We start from the raw sequence: 16,795 nt of genomic DNA on the forward strand, positions 1-16,795 counted from the left end.
GCTGCGCTGATGGCAGGATTGCGGTCGGTGTGAGGAGGATGCGACTGATGAGCGTCGCCGACAACAACTGGCCCCTGGTCGGGGCCACAGGAGCACGATTCGGATCGGCCGGCCGCCGGCGCAAGGATCACCCGGCACCCGGCGCCGCCGACCGCGGAGCGGCCACGCCCGCGGTGGACGCCCCGACCACGGGGACCTCCGCGGCCGTCGCCGTCCCCGCGTCGCAGCCGATGCCCGCGGTCCCGAGGCACACGGCGGCCACGAGGGAGGAAGAACCGATCGGGCAGCAGCCCTCCTTCGTCCGTCCCTTCGTGCGCAGCCAGGGCCGGACCCGCTCCGAGGTGGATCTCCCGCTCGAGGTCCTCGTCTCCGCCGTGAGCGACGCCGAGGGAACTGCGGGTCTCGAGGAGCACCGCACCATCCTGGCGCTGTGCGCCGAACCGCGGTCCATCATGGAGATCGCGGCCCTGGCCCGACTGCCTCTGGGCGTCGCACGTGTCCTGGTGGGAGATCTCGCCGCCACGGGAGAACTCACCGTCCACCGCACCGCCGACGGACTCGGACCCGACGCCCAGTTGCTGTCTCGGGTCCTCGGCGGCCTGCGTCGGCTCTAGCCCGCCCGACGCCCGGCAGTGCCCGGGTGAACTGCCGTTCCGGGTGGTGTCGATAGCATGGTCTGGTTGCCGGACGCGTGGCATACCCCGCGGCGTCGGCGGCACCCATCACCGGCACGAGCCCGAGGAGCCCACCACAGTGACGACGCCCGCATCCGTAGACCCCACCGTGCTCGTCCGGGTGCCCGCGGGGACCACTGCCGGTGCCGCCCTCCGGGAGGCGGGCCTGCCCAACAGCGGGCCCGACGCGGTCGTCGTGGTCCGCGACGAGGAGGGGCGGCTGCGGGACCTGTCGTGGACGCCGGAACAGGACACCCAGGTCGAGCCGGTCGCCGCCGCCACCGAGGACGGCCGCTCCGTCATCCGGCACTCCGCGGCACACGTCCTCGCCCAGGCGGTGCAGCAGGAGTTCCCCGAGGCCAAGCTCGGCATCGGTCCCCCGATCAAGGACGGCTTCTACTACGACTTCCAGGTCGACCGCCCCTTCACTCCCGAGGACCTGACGAAGCTCGAGAAGCGCATGAAGCAGATCGTCAAGGGGGCGCAGCGGTTCTCCCGCCGCGTCGTCGAGAGCCTGGACGACGCACGCGAGGAACTGAAGAACGAGCCGTTCAAGCTCGAGCTGATCAGCGAGAAGTCGGCCGGAAACAGCTCCCTGGACGAGGACCCCGAGATCATGGAGGTCGGCGGCAAGGAACTGACGATCTACGACAACCTCAATCCGCGCACCGGCGAGAAGATCTGGGCCGATCTGTGCCGCGGTCCGCACATCCCCACCACCAAGTACATCCCGGCGTTCAAGCTCACCCGCAGCTCCGCCGCCTATTGGCGCGGCGACCAGGACAATGCCGGTCTCCAGCGCATCTACGGCACCGCGTGGGAGTCCGCGGAGGCGCAGGAGCGCTACCTCGAGCTGCTCGCCGAGGCCGAGCGCCGTGATCACCGCAAGCTCGGCAACGAGCTCGACCTGTTCAGCTTCCCCGACGAGCTCGGCTCCGGCCTCCCGGTGTTCCACCCCAAGGGCGGCATCATCCGCCAGGAGATGGAGAACTACTCCCGCAAGCGGCATGTCGAGGCCGGCTACGAGTTCGTGTACTCCCCGCACATCACGAAGGGTCACCTCTACGAGGTGTCCGGCCATCTCGACTGGTACCGCGACGGCATGTTCCCCGCGATGCACATCGACGAGGAACTGGCCGAGGACGGCACCGTGCGCAAGCCGGGCCAGGACTACTACCTCAAGCCGATGAACTGCCCGATGCACAACCTCGTCTTCCGGTCCCGCGGCCGGTCCTACCGCGAGCTGCCGCTGCGGCTGTTCGAATTCGGCTCGGTGTACCGGTACGAGAAGTCCGGCGTCGTCCACGGTCTGACCCGGGTGCGTGGCATGACGCAGGACGACGCGCACATCTACTGCACCCGCGAGCAGATGCGCGACGAGCTGACCACGACCCTGAACTTCGTCCTCGACCTGCTCAAGGACTACGGCCTCGAGGACTACTACCTCGAGCTGTCGACGAAGAACCCCAAGAAGTTCGTCGGCGACGACGCCCTGTGGGAGGAGGCCACCGAGACCCTGCGCGAGGTCGGCGAGGCCTCCGGGCTCGATCTCGTGCCGGATCCGGGCGGTGCCGCCTTCTACGGCCCCAAGATCTCCGTCCAGGTTCAGGACGCGCTCGGGCGCAGCTGGCAGATGTCGACGATCCAGCTCGACTTCAACCTGCCCGAGCGATTCGAGCTCGAGTACACCGGCCCCGACGGCAGCAAGCACCGGCCGGTGATGATCCACCGGGCCCTGTTCGGTTCGATCGAGCGCTTCTTCGGCGTGCTCACCGAGCACTACGCGGGTGCCTTCCCGGCGTGGCTCGCCCCCGTCCAGGTCGTCGGGATTCCCGTCGCGGAGGCCTTCGAGGATCACCTGTTCGACGTCACCCGGCAGTTGAAGGCCGCCGGGGTGCGGGCCGAAGTCGACACCAGCGACGACCGGATGCAGAAGAAGATCCGCAACCACACCACGCAGAAGGTGCCGTTCATGCTGCTCGCGGGCGAGCGTGACGTCGCCGCCGGCGCGGTCAGCTTCCGGTTCCGCGACGGTACGCAGGTCAACGGGGTACCCGTGGCCGACGCGGTCCGTCTGGTGACCGAGTGGATCGAGCGGCGGGAGAACGCCTCGCCCACCGCGGAGCTCGTCGCTCCCGTCGACCGCGGCGGCGCCGCATGAGCGGGGACTGCTCCGACGACGCCCTCGTCGATCGGGGTGCCGGCGAACCCGATCACCTCCAGCGACTGTGGTCCCCGCACCGCATGTCGTACATCGCGGAGGCGCCCCGGTCCAAGGAGGCGCCCTACGAGCCCTTCACCGACATCCCGAAGATGCGGGACGAGGAGGGCCTCGTCGTCGCGCGCGGCGAGCACGTGTACGCGGTGCTCAACCTGTATCCCTACAACCCCGGCCATCTGATGGTCGTGCCGTACCGGCGGGTCGCCAACCTCGAGGATCTCACCCCCGAGGAGAGCACCGAGCTGATGTCGTTCGCGCAGCGGGCGATCCTGGTCATCAAGAGCGTCTCGCGGCCGCACGGCTTCAACGTGGGGCTCAACCTCGGGGCCGCCGCCGGGGGCTCACTCGCCGAGCACCTGCACCTGCACGTGGTGCCGCGGTGGGGTGGCGACGCCAACTTCATCACCGTTCTCGGCGGCGCCAAGGTCATGCCGCAGCTGCTGCGCGACACCCGCGCGTTGCTCGCTGCGGCCTGGAACGACTGACACCGGCCCGAACCGAACGCCGTCCCCGCGACTGTATGGTTGTCGCCGTTCGCAGGCATGGCAGGATCGTGTCCCGGACGCAACGATGTGACGAAAGACGGGGGTCGGTGGGATGCTCAGCTTCTTCGGGCGTGCGTCGGTGTCGAAGGTCACCGCGCCGCTCGGCAGGGCCCTGATCCGCACCGGCCTCACGCCGGACGCGGTGACACTGATCGGCACCGTCGCCACGATCGCCGCCGCCGTGACGCTGTTCCCGATGGGGCAGTTGTTCTGGGGTGCGATGGTGATCGGGCTGTTCGTGATGTTCGACATGCTCGACGGCGCCATGGCGCGGGCCCGAGGTGGCGGCACCCGCTTCGGCGCGGTCCTCGACGCCACCTGTGACCGGGTCGCCGACGGTGCGATCTTCGCCGGGCTCGCCTGGTGGGCGGTCTACGAGGAACAGAGCCGGCCGCTGCTGGTCGCCACCCTCATCTGCCTCGTCACCTCCCAGGTCATCTCCTATGCCAAGGCCCGCGCGGAAGCGAGCGGCCTGTCCGCCGACGGCGGCTTGATCGAACGTCCCGACCGGCTCGTCATCGTCCTGGTCGGCGCCGGCTTCACCGGGCTCGGCCTGTGGTGGGCGATCCACGCCGCAATGTGGCTGCTCGCCGCCGGTTCGGTGATCACCGTGTTCCAGCGGGTGCTCGCGGTGCGGCGCTCCCCGGAGGCCCGCGAGCTGCTGCCCCTGCCGTCGTCGACTCCGGCCGACGGAGCACCGTCGTCGGCCCCGGCGGACGGAGACGCCCGATGAGCGTGACGGAACGCGCCTCCGACCTCGGCTACGCCGCGGGATGGCGGCTCGTGCGGGCGCTGCCCGAGTCCACTGCGCGCCGGCTGTTCGACGTCGGGGCCGAATACGCCGCCCGTCGCGGCGCCGGCCCGCAGCAGTTGCGCCGCAACCTGGCCCGCGTCCTGGGTGTGCCCGCGGCGCAGGTCCCGGACGAGCTGATCCGGCAGTCCCTGCGGTCCTACGCCCGGTACTGGCGGGAGGCGTTCCGGCTGCCCTCCATGGACCTCGCCGCGACGGCTGCGGCACTCGACGACGCCGTCGAGGGCCGCGAACACATCGAACAGGCCCTGGCAACCGGGCGCGGTGCAATTCTCGCCCTGCCGCACAGCGGGAACTGGGACATGGCCGGTGTGTGGTGCACGCAGACCTACGGCGGACTGTCCACGGTGGCCGAACGCCTGCGCCCGGAATCGCTCTACCAGCGGTTCGTCGCGTACCGCGAAAGCCTCGGCTTCGAGATCTTCCCCCTCAGCGGCGGTGAGACCCCGCCGTTCGACCGGCTCGAGACCCGGTTGCGCGAGAACCGGATCGTCTGCCTGCTCGGCGAACGCGACCTGGCCCGCAGGGGCGTGCCGGTCACGTTCTTCGGTGAGCCCACCCGCATGCCCGCCGGCCCGGCGAAGCTCGCCGTCGAGACCGGGGCGCCCCTGCTGCCGGTGCACTGCTGGTTCACCGACGACGGCTGGGGTTTCCGGGTCCATCCCGAGATCGATGTCACCGGCGGGATCGGACCGGCGACCCAGGCGCTGGCCGACTGCTTCGCCGCGGACATCGCCGAACACCCGGCGGACTGGCACATGCTGCAACCGCTCTGGCTCGACGACCTCTCCGAGGCCCGCCTGGCCCGGATGGAGGCGCGGTGAAGATCGGCATGGTGTGCCCGTACTCGTTCGACGTACCGGGCGGGGTGCAGGCGCACGTCGTGGACCTGGCGACCGTGCTCATCGAACGCGGCCACCGGGTCAGTGTCCTCGCTCCGGCATCCGACCGCACGGAACTGCCCGACTTCGTCGTCTCCGCCGGACGCGCCGTCGCCATCCCCTACAACGGGTCCGTGGCACGTCTGAGCTTCGGCCCCGTGTCCTACGCGCGGGTCCGGCGATGGATCAACGACAACGACTTCGACGTCCTGCACATCCACGAGCCCAACGCCCCGAGCCTGTCGATGCTCGCCCTGAAGATCGCGGAAGGGCCCATCGTCGCGACCTTCCACACCTCGACGACCAAGTCGCTGGTACTGAGCACGTTCCAAGGTGTGCTGCAGCCGTATCTCGAGAAGATCAGCGGCCGCATCGCCGTGTCCGAGCTCGCCCGCCGCTGGCAGGTGACCTCCCTCGGCTCCGACGCCGTGGAGATCCCCAACGGAGTCGACGTGTCGTCGTTCGCGCACGCCCCCGCGTTGCCCGGGTATCCCCGCGCCGGCCGCACCGTGCTGTTCCTCGGCCGGTACGACGAACCGCGTAAGGGCATGGGGGTGCTGCTCGGCGCGCTGCCCCTGCTCGTCGAGCACTACCCGGACCTGCAGGTCCTCGTGGTCGGCCGCGGGGACGAGGAACGGCTGCGCAAGGAGGCCGGACCGCACGCACGGCACCTGCGGCTGCTCGGCCAGGTGTCCGACGCGGAGAAGGCCTCGGCCATGCGCAGCGCCGACGTCTACTGCGCCCCCAACCTCGGTGGGGAGAGCTTCGGCATCGTGCTCGTGGAGGCGATGGCCGCCGGTACCGCGGTAGTGGCCAGCGAACTCGACGCGTTCCGCCGGGTGCTGCGCGACGGCCGCGCCGGCGTACTCGTCCCGGTGGGCGACTCGGCGGCGCTCGCCGCTTCGATCCGCGGCCTGCTCGACGACGCAGCCCGGCGCCGCGCCCTCGTGGAGGCGGCGAACGAGATCGTCGGCGCGTACGACTGGCCGGTGGTGGCCGAGCAGATCCTGCGCGTATACGAGACCGTCACGGTCGGGGCCGGGCCGGTCCGCGAGGTCCGGTCGTGACATGCAGCCGGGCGACGCCGCCGCGTGAGGGGAGTGAGACGTGACGCTGTCCGCGCTGACCGTACTCGTCCTCGCGCTGGTCACCGCGCTCGTCGTCGCGCTCGGGCTGTGGGCGTACGGCACGGCCAACCGGCTGGACCGGCTGCACGTGCGGTCGGACCTCTCCTGGCAGGCGCTCGACGCCGCCCTGGCTCGCCGCGCCGTGGTGGTGCGCGGGATCGCGGCCTCCGTCCCGGTCGCCGAAGGCCGCCGGCTGGCCGCCCTGGCCGACCGTGCCGAGCGGGCGGACCGTGCCGAACGGGAGTCGGCGGAGAACACGCTCTCGGCCGCCGTGGCCGCGGTCGACACCGAGCGGCTCCGACCGCAGCTGGTGGCCGAACTCGCCGACGCCGAGGCGCGGGTGCTGATCGCCCGCCGATTCCACAACGACGCCGTCCGCGACACCCTGGCATTGCGTGCCCGCCGTCCGGTCCGGTGGCTGCACCTCGGTGGCACGGCGCCGTTGCCCACCTACTTCGAGATCACCGAGCGCACCGGCCCGGCTGCCGCGACGGGCCTGTCGCTCGACGAGACGCGCACCTCGGCGCGGGTCGTGCTGTTCGACCACGAGGGGCGGGTGTTGCTGCTGCGCGGCCACGACCCGACCACGCCTGACGTGCACTTCTGGTTCACCGTCGGCGGCGCCGTCGAGGTGGGGGAGACGTTGCGCGCGGCCGCGGCCCGCGAGGTGGGGGAGGAGACCGGTCTGCCGGTCGCGCCCGGGCAACTGTGCGGACCCCTGTGGCGCCGAGTGGCGGTATTCCCCTTCAACGGGGAACTCATCCGTTCGGAGGAGCTGTTCTTCGCCCTGCAGACGCCCGCCTTCGAACCGGGGAGCAGCGGATTCACGGACCTCGAGCGCCGCATGAGCCTCGAACACCGTTGGTTCGCCGAGAACGAGATCCGGGACCTGCAGCGACGCGGGGAGGCCGTGTACCCACAGGATCTCGCCGATCTGCTGGGCGAGGCGCGTGACGTCGCCGTACGCCGCGTGGAACCGGAGGTTCGTGCCATCCGGTGAGCTGCGGCGCTCGAGGCAGGCCGTGTCGATGCCCGCGAGGCAGGCCGTGTCGATGCCCGCGAGGCAGGCCAGGGCCTCGCGACTGGCTATGGGACGGCCGTCCGGCCGCACCTAGAATCGGGAGCGGCGTCGTGACGTGCCCGAATCCGTCCGCCGCGCCAGTCTCTGCAGGCCATACCCCAGGAGTTTGTTGCTGTGAGCAGCCCCGAGTCCGTCCCCACCACCGGTACCGCCCGCGTCAAGCGCGGCATGGCCGAGATGCTCAAGGGCGGCGTGATCATGGACGTGGTCACCCCCGAGCAGGCGAAGATCGCCGAGGACGCGGGTGCCGTCGCCGTCATGGCGCTCGAGCGCGTCCCCGCCGACATCCGCGCCCAGGGAGGCGTGTCCCGCATGTCCGACCCGGACATGATCGAAGGCATCATCGAGGCCGTGTCCATCCCCGTGATGGCCAAGGCGCGTATCGGTCACTTCGTCGAGGCACAGATCCTGCAGGCCCTCGGCGTGGACTACATCGACGAGTCGGAGGTGCTCACTCCCGCCGACTACGAGAACCACATCGACAAGTTCGCGTTCACCGTGCCGTTCGTGTGCGGCGCCACCAACCTCGGTGAAGCGCTGCGCCGGATCAACGAGGGCGCGGCGATGATCCGTTCCAAGGGTGAGGCCGGCACCGGCGACGTCTCCAACGCCACCACCCACATGCGGAAGATCCGGCAGGAGATCCGGCGGTTGACCTCCCTGCCGGAGGACGAGCTGTACGTCGCGGCCAAGGAACTGCAGGCCCCGTACGACCTGGTCGTCGAGGTCGCCCAGGCCGGCAAGCTGCCGGTGACCCTGTTCACGGCCGGGGGCATCGCCACCCCGGCGGACGCGGCGATGATGATGCAGCTCGGCGCCGAGGGCGTGTTCGTCGGTTCGGGCATCTTCAAGTCCGGCAACCCGGCCGAGCGTGCCGCCGCGATCGTCAAGGCCACCACCTTCTACGACGACCCGGGCGTGCTCGCGAAGGTCTCGCGCGGCCTGGGCGAGGCCATGGTCGGCATCAACGTCGACGACATCCCGGTGCCGCACCGCCTCGCCGAGCGAGGCTGGTGACCCGCACGACCGCCGGCTTTCCCGGGTGCGACGGGAGCCTCCACCGTGTCGGAGGCTCCCGTCGCTCCGTTCCGGGCACCTGCCGCTAGCCTGTCGCAGGACTGGGAAGGAGCCCGCATGGCGAAGATCGAGGAGATCCTGGCGCTCGAACATCTCGAGAAGAACATCTTCCGGGGCGTGGCGACGGAGACGTCGCTGCAACGCACCTTCGGGGGCCAGGTCGCCGGGCAGGCGCTGGTGTCCGCGGTGCGCACCGTCGATCCGGCGTACTCGGTGCATTCGTTGCACGGATACTTCGTCCGTCCCGGTAACCCGGCGAAGCCGATCGTGTATCTCGTCGACCCGATCCGCGACGGCCGGTCGTTCGGCACCCGGCGGGTGACTGCCGTTCAGGACGGGCAGGCGATCTTCACCATGTCCGCATCGTTCCACGTCCAGGACGAGGGCATCGAGCACCAGGACGAGATGCCCCCGGTGCCGGATCCCGAGGAACTCTCCGGCCTCGCGGACTCGGAGGACCCCGGAAACGAGTGGGCCAGGCGGGAATGGCCCGAGTGGGACCTGCGGCGGGTGCCGGAGGACCGCATCTTCCGGCGCACCGGCATCGTGTCCCAGCAGCAGGTGTGGTTCCGGGTCCGGGACCCGCTCCCGGACGACAACGTGCTGCACGTGTGCACCCTGGCGTACATGAGCGACATGACGTTGCTCGGTTCCGCGAGCGTCGCGCATCCCGACGAGAAGACCCAGGGCGCCTCCCTCGACCACGCCATGTGGTTCCTGCGCTCCTTCCGCGCCGACGACTGGTTGCTGTACGACCAGACCTCCCCGTCGGCCGGCTTCGGGCGGGCCCTGACACAGGGACGCATCTTCGACCGGAACGGGCGCATGGTCGCCGCGGTGGTACAAGAGGGATTGACCCGCTACCTGCGTTGATGAGCGGGTGCCCGGTTCCCGGTCCGTGAGCCGGGGCACCGCGGCCCGGCTGCTAGCGTGGACATCCAGGTTCCGGGCGGGCGTTGCCCGTCCCCGACAGAACAGGCGACAGTGGAAAGTTCTCCGACCATCGGCGTGCTCGCTCTCCAAGGCGACGTCCGCGAGCACCTGACCGCACTCGAAGCGGCCGGCGCCCGCGCGATCGGCGTGCGCCGGCCCGGCGAGCTCGACGCCGTCGACGGCCTGGTGATCCCCGGTGGGGAGTCCACCACCATGAGCCGGCTGTTGCAGGTGTTCGACCTCCTCGAGCCGCTGCGTGCGCGCCTGAAGGCCGGGCTGCCCGCGTACGGATCCTGCGCCGGGATGATCCTGCTCGCCTCGCAGGTCCTCGACACCCGTCCGGACGCCGAGCATCTCGACGCCCTCGACATCACGGTCCGACGCAACGCCTTCGGTCGCCAGGTCGACTCGTTCGAGGCCGACCTCACCGTCGCGGGCATCGAGGGCGACCCGGTGCGTGCGGTGTTCATCCGGGCCCCCTGGGTGGAAGAGGTCGGCCCCGGCGTGGAAGTTCTGGCCACCGTCCCGGAGGGGCTGGCCGCCGGACGGGTCGTCGCCGTGCGCCAGGGCGCCGTGATGGCGACGTCGTTCCACCCGGAGGTCACCGGTGACCTCCGGGTGCACCGGCTGTTCGTCGACACCGTCCGTTCGGGGTCACTGCTCGCGGAGTAGAATCGACCCTCCGAACCAGTCGGACCCGGTCCGACCTCACCTCGCCGGAAGGGGCTCCAATCGAATGAGCGGCCACTCCAAATGGGCCACCACCAAGCACAAGAAGGCGGCCATCGACGCCAAGCGCGGCAAGATGTTCGCGAAGCTGATCAAGAACATCGAGGTGGCGGCCCGGACCGGCGGTGGTGACCCGGCGGGCAATCCGACGCTGTACGACGCCATCCAGAAGGCGAAGAAGAGCTCGGTCCCCAACGACAACATCGAGCGGGCCCGCAAGCGTGGCGCCGGTGAGGAAGCCGGCGGCGCGGACTGGCAGACGATCACCTACGAGGGCTACGGCCCCAGTGGCGTCGCCGTCCTCATCGAGTGCCTCACCGACAACCGCAACCGCGCGGCGGGCGAGGTCCGCACCGCGATGACCCGCAACGGCGGCAACATGGCCGACCCCGGTTCGGTGTCGTACCTGTTCACCCGCAAGGGTGTCGTCGTGCTCGAGAAGAACGGCCGCACCGAGGACGAGATTCTCGAGGTGGTGCTCGAGGCCGGTGCCGAGGAGATCAACGACCTCGGCGACAGCTTCGAGATCGTCTCCGAGGCGGGCGACCTCATCGCCGTGCGCACCGCGCTCGTCGAGGCGGGAATCGACTACGAATCGGCCGATCCGGACTTCCGGGCCTCGGTCGAGGTGCCCGTCGACGCGGAGAGCGCCCGCAAGGTGTTCAAGCTCGTCGACGCGCTCGAGGATTCCGATGACGTGCAGAACGTCTACACCAACGTCGACGTCTCCGACGAGGTCCTCGCCGAACTCGACGCCTGAGTCGGACGGCTCCCGGCCGGGGCTGCGTGTCGGTACCGCGACGCGCCGCCCCGGCCGCTATGCTCTCGAACAATTGTTCGTAGCGGTCGAGAGGTGAACGGGTGCGCGTGATGGGTGTGGACCCGGGACTGACGCGATGTGGTTTCGGCATCGTGGACACCGGTCGCGGGCGCGAGGTCGCTGCCGTCGCAGTGGATGTCATCCGCACACCTCCCGAGATGGACCTGCCGTCCCGGCTGCTGTGCATCTCCACGGCTGCCGAGGAGTGGCTCGAGCGCTTCGAACCAGAGGTCGTCGCCGTCGAGCGGGTGTTCTCCCAGCACAACGTCCGTACCGCGATGGGCACCGCCCAGGCGGGGGGAGTGGTGGCGCTCTCCGCCGCCCGGCGCGGCATCCCGGTGGCCTTCCACACCCCGAGCCAGGTCAAGTCCGCCGTGACCGGAAACGGCTCGGCCGACAAGAAGCAGGTCACGGCGATGGTCACCAAGATCCTGGGCCTCGCCGCCGCCCCGAAGCCCGCGGACGCCGCGGACGCCCTCGCCCTGGCGATCTGCCACTGCTGGCGTGCGCCCATGCTCGCGCGCATGGCCGCCGCCGAAGCCGCCGCGGCCGAACAGAAACGACGGTACGAGGCGCGGCTGCGGGAACAGGCCGCCGCGCGGAAGGCAGGTGCACGGTGATCGCCTCGGTGCGCGGGGAAGTGCTCGAGATCGCCCTCGACCACGTCGTCATCGAATCCGCGGGGGTCGGCTACCGGATCCACGCCACGCCCGCCACCCTCGCCACGCTCCGTCGTGGCGAGGACACCCGCCTGGTCACGGCGATGATCGTGCGCGAGGACTCGATGACGCTGTACGGGTTCCCCGATCCCGACGCCCGGGACCTGTTCGGGTTGCTGCAGACGGTCTCCGGTGTCGGACCCCGACTCGCGATGGCCACCCTCGCGGTGCTCGATCCGGACTCGTTGCGTGCGGCCCTCGCCGACGGCAACACCGCTGCCCTGACCCGGGTCCCGGGCATCGGCAAACGCGGCGCCGAACGCATGGTCGTCGAACTACGGGACAAGGTGGCGGCGTACGCCGGCGCCTCCGCCCCGACGGCGGTGGTCGGCTCACCGATGCGGGACCAGGTGGTCGAGGCTCTCGTCGGGCTCGGTTTCCCCGTCAAGCAGGCGGAACAGTCCACCGACACGGTTCTCGCAGGTGACCCGCACGCCGATACCTCGACCGCGCTGCGGTCGGCGCTGGCTCTGCTGGGCAAGAGCCGATGATCGAGGACTTTCCCACCGAGGGAGCCTCGGACGAGGCTCCGATGACCGCCGAGTACACCGCCGGCGACGTCGAGGCGAGTCTGCGGCCCAAGAATCTCGACGACTTCATCGGCCAGCCCCGGGTGCGGGAACAGCTGCAGCTGGTGCTGCGCGGGGCGAAGCTGCGCGGCGGCACCCCCGACCACATCCTGCTGTCCGGCCCACCGGGCCTGGGCAAGACGTCGATGGCCATGATCATCGCCGCCGAACTCGGGTCGTCGCTGCGGCTGACGTCGGGCCCCGCCCTGGAACGGGCCGGCGACCTGGCCGCGATGCTGTCCAACCTCGTCGAGGGGGACGTGCTGTTCATCGACGAGATCCACCGCATCGCGCGTCCCGCCGAGGAGATGCTGTACCTGGCGATGGAGGACTTCCGCGTCGACGTCGTCGTCGGCAAGGGTCCGGGTGCGACGTCGATCCCCCTCGAGGTGGCCCCGTTCACCCTCGTCGGAGCCACGACCCGTTCCGGGGCGCTGACCGGCCCGTTGCGCGACCGGTTCGGCTTCACCGCGCACATGGACTTCTACGAACCGGCGGAGCTACAGCAGATCCTGCTCCGCTCGGCCCGCATCCTCGGCATCGACCTGGGCGAGGAGGCGAGCGCCGAGATCGCCGGCCGTTCCCGCGGCACCCCGCGCATCGCCAACCGGCTGCTGCGACGGGTCCGCGACTACGCCGAGGTCCGCGCCGACGGCGTCATCACCCGCGAGATCGCCCGGGCCGCCCTCGCCGTCTACGACGTCGATGCGCTCGGCCTGGACCGACTCGACCGGGCCGTGCTGGGCGCGCTCGTCCGAAGTTTCGGGGGCGGACCGGTGGGCGTGTCCACCCTCGCGGTAGCCGTCGGTGAGGAGCCCGGCACCGTCGAGGAGGTGTGCGAGCCGTTTCTGGTGCGGGCGGGCATGATCGCGCGTACCCCGCGCGGGCGGGTCGCGACCCAGGCGGCGTGGCTGCAACTCGGGCTGACCCCGCCGCCGGAGGCCGCAACCGGCGGCATCGAGGTGCGGGCCCGCGAACCGCAGCCCGGCCTGTTCGACGACGACTGACCGCTCCGCCACCGACGCCGGTACAGCAGCCGCGCCGGTAATGGCACACTGGTCTACTGCGCCGGTCCGCGACGACCGGCGCCCGATGCCGGACGACTTCGAGGACTGACTTCAACGATGGAACTGCTCTTCCCGCTGCTGATCCTTGCCCTGCTGGTGCCGACCTTCCTCGGCATCCGGCGCCAGAAGAAGGAGATGCAGAAGACCGCGGAACTGCAGGATGCGTTGCAGGTCGGCGACCGGGTGATGACCACGGCGGGACTGCACGCCACCATCACCGCGCTCACCGACACCACCGTGGAGCTCGAGATCGCACCCGGCGTGGTGACCACCTGGGCCCGGGTCGTGGTCCGTGAGCGGATCACCGATCAAGGCTCGGCGGACGAGACCGGTGGACTCTCGCTCGACAAGGGCGACGACACCGAGCCGCCGGCCGGGCGGCCGACCGAGCACTGAAGAACCGAGCACTGAAGAACCGAGCACCGAACAACCGAGCACCGAAGAACCGAGCACCGAAGAACCGAGCACCGAACGGCCGGACTCTGCCCGGTCGACATCCCGGCCGATGTGCGGGCCGGGCGGGGGCCGCGCCCGACGGGTGCGATGGCCCCGTGACCAGCGCATCACTCACTCGCATCGAGGAGACTGACAGACCGTGGCACCTTCCAACGGATCGGTGCATCCAGTTCGCTCCCTCGCCCTGTTCGGGGCGATCCTGGTGGCGCTGTATGCACTGATCTTCTTCACCGGGGACAAATCGGCGACGCCGAAGCTCGGCATCGACCTGCAGGGCGGCACCCGAGTAACCCTCACCGCCCGCACCCCGGACGGCAGTGCGCCCAGCCAGGACAGTCTCCGGCAGGCCCAGCAGATCATCGAGACCCGCGTGAACGGTCTCGGGGTGTCCGGTTCCGAGGTCGTCATCGACGGGGACAACCTGGTGATCACGGTGCCCGGCGACGACAGCTCGCAGGCCCGGACCCTCGGTCAGACCGCGCGCCTGTACATCCGGCCCGTGATCGGCCAGCCCATTGCGAGCGCGAACTCCGCTCAGCCCGCGCCCGCGGACTCCCCGGCTCCCGTTCCCGGGACGCCGGCACCCGGCGCCGCGACGCCCGCCCCGGAACCGGCCGCACCGGAACCGCAAGGCCGGCCGTTCCCGGCGCAGGATCCCACCGACACCCCGACCCCCGACACCCCGACCCCCGACAGCCCGGAGACCGGCACCCCGGCACCCGCCACGGACACCCCGGCCCCCGCTCCCGCGGAGGACCTCGACCCGCAGGCCCGGGCGGCCGCGGACATCGCGGCGGCGAAGGAGACGCGGCAGAGCGAGGACCCGGCCGTCCTGCAGGAGGCGATGGCCAACTTGGACTGCTCGGCCGCCGACCCGCTTGCCGGCAACGACGATCCGGCCAAGCCGCTGGTGGCCTGCTCCACCGACGGCACCGCCGTCTATCTGCTCGGCCCGAGCATCATCGACGGTCAGCAGATCACCGACGCGTCCGCCGGCTACAACTCCCAGCAGTCCCGCTACGAGGTCAGCCTGACGTTCGACTCCGAGGGCAGCAGCACCTGGGCGCAGTTCACCGCCGCCAACATCGGCCAGCAGGCTGCGTTCGTCCTCGACTCCAAGGTGGTCAGTGCGCCCGTCATCCAAGGCGCCACCCCCGCCGGAAGCGCAACCTCCATCACCGGCAACTTCAGCAACACCGAGGCCACCGAGCTCGCCAACACCCTCAAGTACGGCTCGCTGCCCCTGTCCTTCGCGGCGTCGGAGGCCGAGACGGTGTCCGCAACCCTCGGTCTGGCGTCCCTCGAGGCCGGGCTGATCGCCGGCGTCGTCGGACTGCTCCTGGTGCTGATCTACAGCCTCGTGTACTACCGCATGCTCGGGGTACTCGTCGCGCTGTCGCTGGTGATGTCCGGCCTCGCCGTGTACGCGGTGATGGTGCTGCTCGGCCGCTACATCAACTTCACCCTCGATCTCGCGGGCATCGCCGGCCTGATCATCGGTATCGGCATGACCGCCGATTCGTTCGTGGTCTTCTTCGAACGCATCAAGGACGAGATCCGTGAAGGACGCAGCTTCCGCTCCGCCGTGCCCCGCGGCTGGGCGCGGGCCCGCCGGACCATCCTGTCCGGCAACGCCGTGAGCTTCATCGCGGCCGCGGTGCTCTACATCCTCGCGGTCGGCCAGGTCCGTGGCTTCGCGTTCACGCTGGGTCTGACCACCATCCTCGACGTCGTGGTCGTGTTCCTCGTGACCTGGCCGCTGGTGCACCTCGCGTCGAAGTCGAAGTTCTGGTCCAAGCCGAGCGTGAACGGTCTCGGCGCCATTCAGCAGGTCGCCCGTGAGCGCCAGCTCGCGGCTGCCTCGGCGAAGGAGGCGTGACGATGACCGACACCACCACGACCGCACCCCGGCACAGCACCCTCTCGCGCCTCTACACCGGCACGGGCGCGTTCGAGATCGTCGGCCGCCGCAAGTTCTACTATCTGCTCACCGGCGCCATCGTGCTGGTGGCGCTGCTGAGCATGCTGATCCGCGGTTTCACCTGGGGCATCGACTTCGAGGGCGGCACCCGCATCCAGCTCCCGGCCGCCGAGGGCGTCACCACCGAACAGGTGGAGACGGTGTACTCCGACACCCTCGGCGCGGAACCCGAATCGGTGCAGACCGTCGGGTCCGGCGCCGGCGCCTCCATCCAGATCCGGTCGGAAGCCCTCGACCTGGAACAGGTCCGGGCGCTGCAGAACGCGCTCTACGACGAGTTCCAGCCCACCGGGCCCGACGGCGTGCCGTCGCGCGACGCGATCAGCGTCGCCGACGTCAGCGAGACGTGGGGCGGACAGATCACCCAGAAGGCCCTCATCGCACTCGCGGTGTTCCTGGTGCTCGTCAGCATCTACATCGCGGTGCGCTACGAGCGGGACATGGCACTCGCGGCGCTGGCCGCGCTGTTCTTCGACATGATCGTGACCGCGGGGGTGTACTCCCTCGTCGGCTTCGAGGTCACCCCGGCCACCGTCATCGGCCTGCTCACCATCCTCGGCTTCTCGCTGTACGACTCCGTGGTGGTATTCGACAAGGTCGAGGAGAACACCCGCGGCATTCTGCACCTGCATCGACGGACCTACGCCGAGCAGGCCAACCTCGCCGTCAACCAGACCCTCATGCGGTCGATCAACACCACCGTCATCTCGGTGCTGCCGGTGCTCGCGCTGATGGTGATCGCGGTGTGGCTGCTCGGCGTCGGCACCCTCAAGGACCTCGCCCTCGTCCAGCTGGTCGGCATCGTGGTCGGCGCCTACTCGTCGATCTTCTTCGCGACGCCGCTGCTGGTGACGCTCAAGGAGTGGCGCGGGCCGGTGGCGGCGCACACCCGCAAAGTGCTGGCCAAGCGCGACGCCGCGCAGTCGCGTTCGGTGCCGTCCGGTGAGAAGACCGTCGGCGCGCACGCCGCTGCGGCACCGATGTCCGTGACCGAGCGCGGCGCGGTGGCCACGACGGCGGGTGCCGGTGCTCCCCGGGTGGCCGAACGCACCCCCAGACCGGGGGTCCGCCCCACCGGGAAGCGCGCCAAGAGAAGGCACTGAC

17 protein-coding genes are annotated in these 16,795 nt (G+C 70.3%); all 17 read left to right on the top strand.

The window, feature by feature from the left end; translation table 11 throughout:
* Positions 1–47 precede the first annotated feature (47 nt).
* The 17 genes from F1734_RS12875 to secF all read left to right on the top strand — a co-directional run bounded on the left by F1734_RS12875 (position 48) and on the right by secF (position 16,794).
* Positions 48–614, top strand: a complete 567-nt coding sequence (locus tag F1734_RS12875; protein WP_010596833.1) for a DUF742 domain-containing protein — start codon at positions 48–50, stop codon at positions 612–614.
* 139 nt (positions 615–753) lie between these two features.
* Positions 754–2,835, top strand: coding sequence for a threonine--tRNA ligase (gene thrS, locus F1734_RS12880; RefSeq protein ID WP_010596834.1), 2,082 nt, complete (start codon positions 754–756; stop codon positions 2,833–2,835).
* On the top strand, positions 2,832–3,380 hold the full coding sequence (locus F1734_RS12885) for an ATP adenylyltransferase (RefSeq protein WP_010596835.1): 549 nt from the start codon (positions 2,832–2,834) through the stop codon (positions 3,378–3,380). The genes thrS and F1734_RS12885 overlap by 4 nt, the downstream gene beginning before the upstream one ends.
* A gap of 112 nt (positions 3,381–3,492) precedes the next feature.
* Positions 3,493–4,173 carry a phosphatidylinositol phosphate synthase gene (gene pgsA, locus F1734_RS12890; RefSeq protein WP_010596836.1) on the top strand — a complete coding sequence of 227 codons (681 nt, stop codon included), beginning with the start codon at positions 3,493–3,495 and terminating at the stop codon, positions 4,171–4,173.
* Positions 4,170–5,075 carry a phosphatidylinositol mannoside acyltransferase gene (locus tag F1734_RS12895; protein WP_010596837.1) on the top strand — a complete coding sequence of 302 codons (906 nt, stop codon included), beginning with the start codon at positions 4,170–4,172 and terminating at the stop codon, positions 5,073–5,075. The genes pgsA and F1734_RS12895 overlap by 4 nt, the downstream gene beginning before the upstream one ends.
* Positions 5,072–6,199, top strand: coding sequence for a glycosyltransferase family 4 protein (locus tag F1734_RS12900; RefSeq protein WP_010596838.1), 1,128 nt, complete (start codon positions 5,072–5,074; stop codon positions 6,197–6,199). Before F1734_RS12895 ends, F1734_RS12900 begins: the two co-directional genes overlap by 4 nt.
* Before the next feature lie 40 nt (positions 6,200–6,239).
* Entirely contained in the window at positions 6,240–7,259 is a 1,020-nt protein-coding gene (locus F1734_RS12905; RefSeq protein WP_010596839.1) for an NUDIX hydrolase, read from the top strand.
* A gap of 195 nt (positions 7,260–7,454) precedes the next feature.
* Positions 7,455–8,357, top strand: coding sequence for a pyridoxal 5'-phosphate synthase lyase subunit PdxS (gene pdxS / locus F1734_RS12910; RefSeq protein ID WP_010596840.1), 903 nt, complete (start codon positions 7,455–7,457; stop codon positions 8,355–8,357).
* 117 nt (positions 8,358–8,474) lie between these two features.
* Entirely contained in the window at positions 8,475–9,290 is an 816-nt protein-coding gene (locus tag F1734_RS12915; protein WP_010596841.1) for an acyl-CoA thioesterase, read from the top strand.
* Between the two features lie 111 nt (positions 9,291–9,401).
* Complete coding sequence (gene pdxT, locus F1734_RS12920) at positions 9,402–10,022, top strand: pyridoxal 5'-phosphate synthase glutaminase subunit PdxT (RefSeq protein WP_203010654.1); 621 nt, start codon at positions 9,402–9,404, stop codon at positions 10,020–10,022.
* Positions 10,023–10,086: 64 nt separating this feature from the next.
* Complete coding sequence (locus F1734_RS12925) at positions 10,087–10,839, top strand: YebC/PmpR family DNA-binding transcriptional regulator (protein WP_010596843.1); 753 nt, start codon at positions 10,087–10,089, stop codon at positions 10,837–10,839.
* A 101-nt stretch (positions 10,840–10,940) separates the two neighbouring features.
* Positions 10,941–11,519, top strand: a complete 579-nt coding sequence (ruvC, locus tag F1734_RS12930) for a crossover junction endodeoxyribonuclease RuvC (protein ID WP_203010655.1) — start codon at positions 10,941–10,943, stop codon at positions 11,517–11,519.
* Positions 11,516–12,109, top strand: a complete 594-nt coding sequence (gene ruvA / locus F1734_RS12935) for a Holliday junction branch migration protein RuvA (protein WP_010596845.1) — start codon at positions 11,516–11,518, stop codon at positions 12,107–12,109. The genes ruvC and ruvA overlap by 4 nt, the downstream gene beginning before the upstream one ends.
* 41 nt (positions 12,110–12,150) lie before the next feature.
* Positions 12,151–13,194: a Holliday junction branch migration DNA helicase RuvB gene (gene ruvB / locus F1734_RS12940; protein ID WP_420803886.1), complete on the top strand. Its 1,044-nt coding sequence runs from the start codon at positions 12,151–12,153 to the stop codon at positions 13,192–13,194.
* A gap of 117 nt (positions 13,195–13,311) precedes the next feature.
* Positions 13,312–13,650, top strand: a complete 339-nt coding sequence (gene yajC, locus F1734_RS12945) for a preprotein translocase subunit YajC (protein ID WP_010596847.1) — start codon at positions 13,312–13,314, stop codon at positions 13,648–13,650.
* Positions 13,651–13,849: 199 nt separating this feature from the next.
* Entirely contained in the window at positions 13,850–15,589 is a 1,740-nt protein-coding gene (gene secD / locus F1734_RS12955; RefSeq protein WP_010596848.1) for a protein translocase subunit SecD, read from the top strand.
* 2 nt (positions 15,590–15,591) lie between these two features.
* On the top strand, positions 15,592–16,794 hold the full coding sequence (gene secF, locus F1734_RS12960; RefSeq protein ID WP_225223261.1) for a protein translocase subunit SecF: 1,203 nt from the start codon (positions 15,592–15,594) through the stop codon (positions 16,792–16,794).
* Position 16,795 lies beyond the last annotated feature (1 nt).

The organism is Rhodococcus ruber (assembly GCF_016804345.1).
In the GTDB taxonomy this organism is placed as follows: domain Bacteria; phylum Actinomycetota; class Actinomycetes; order Mycobacteriales; family Mycobacteriaceae; genus Rhodococcus; species Rhodococcus ruber.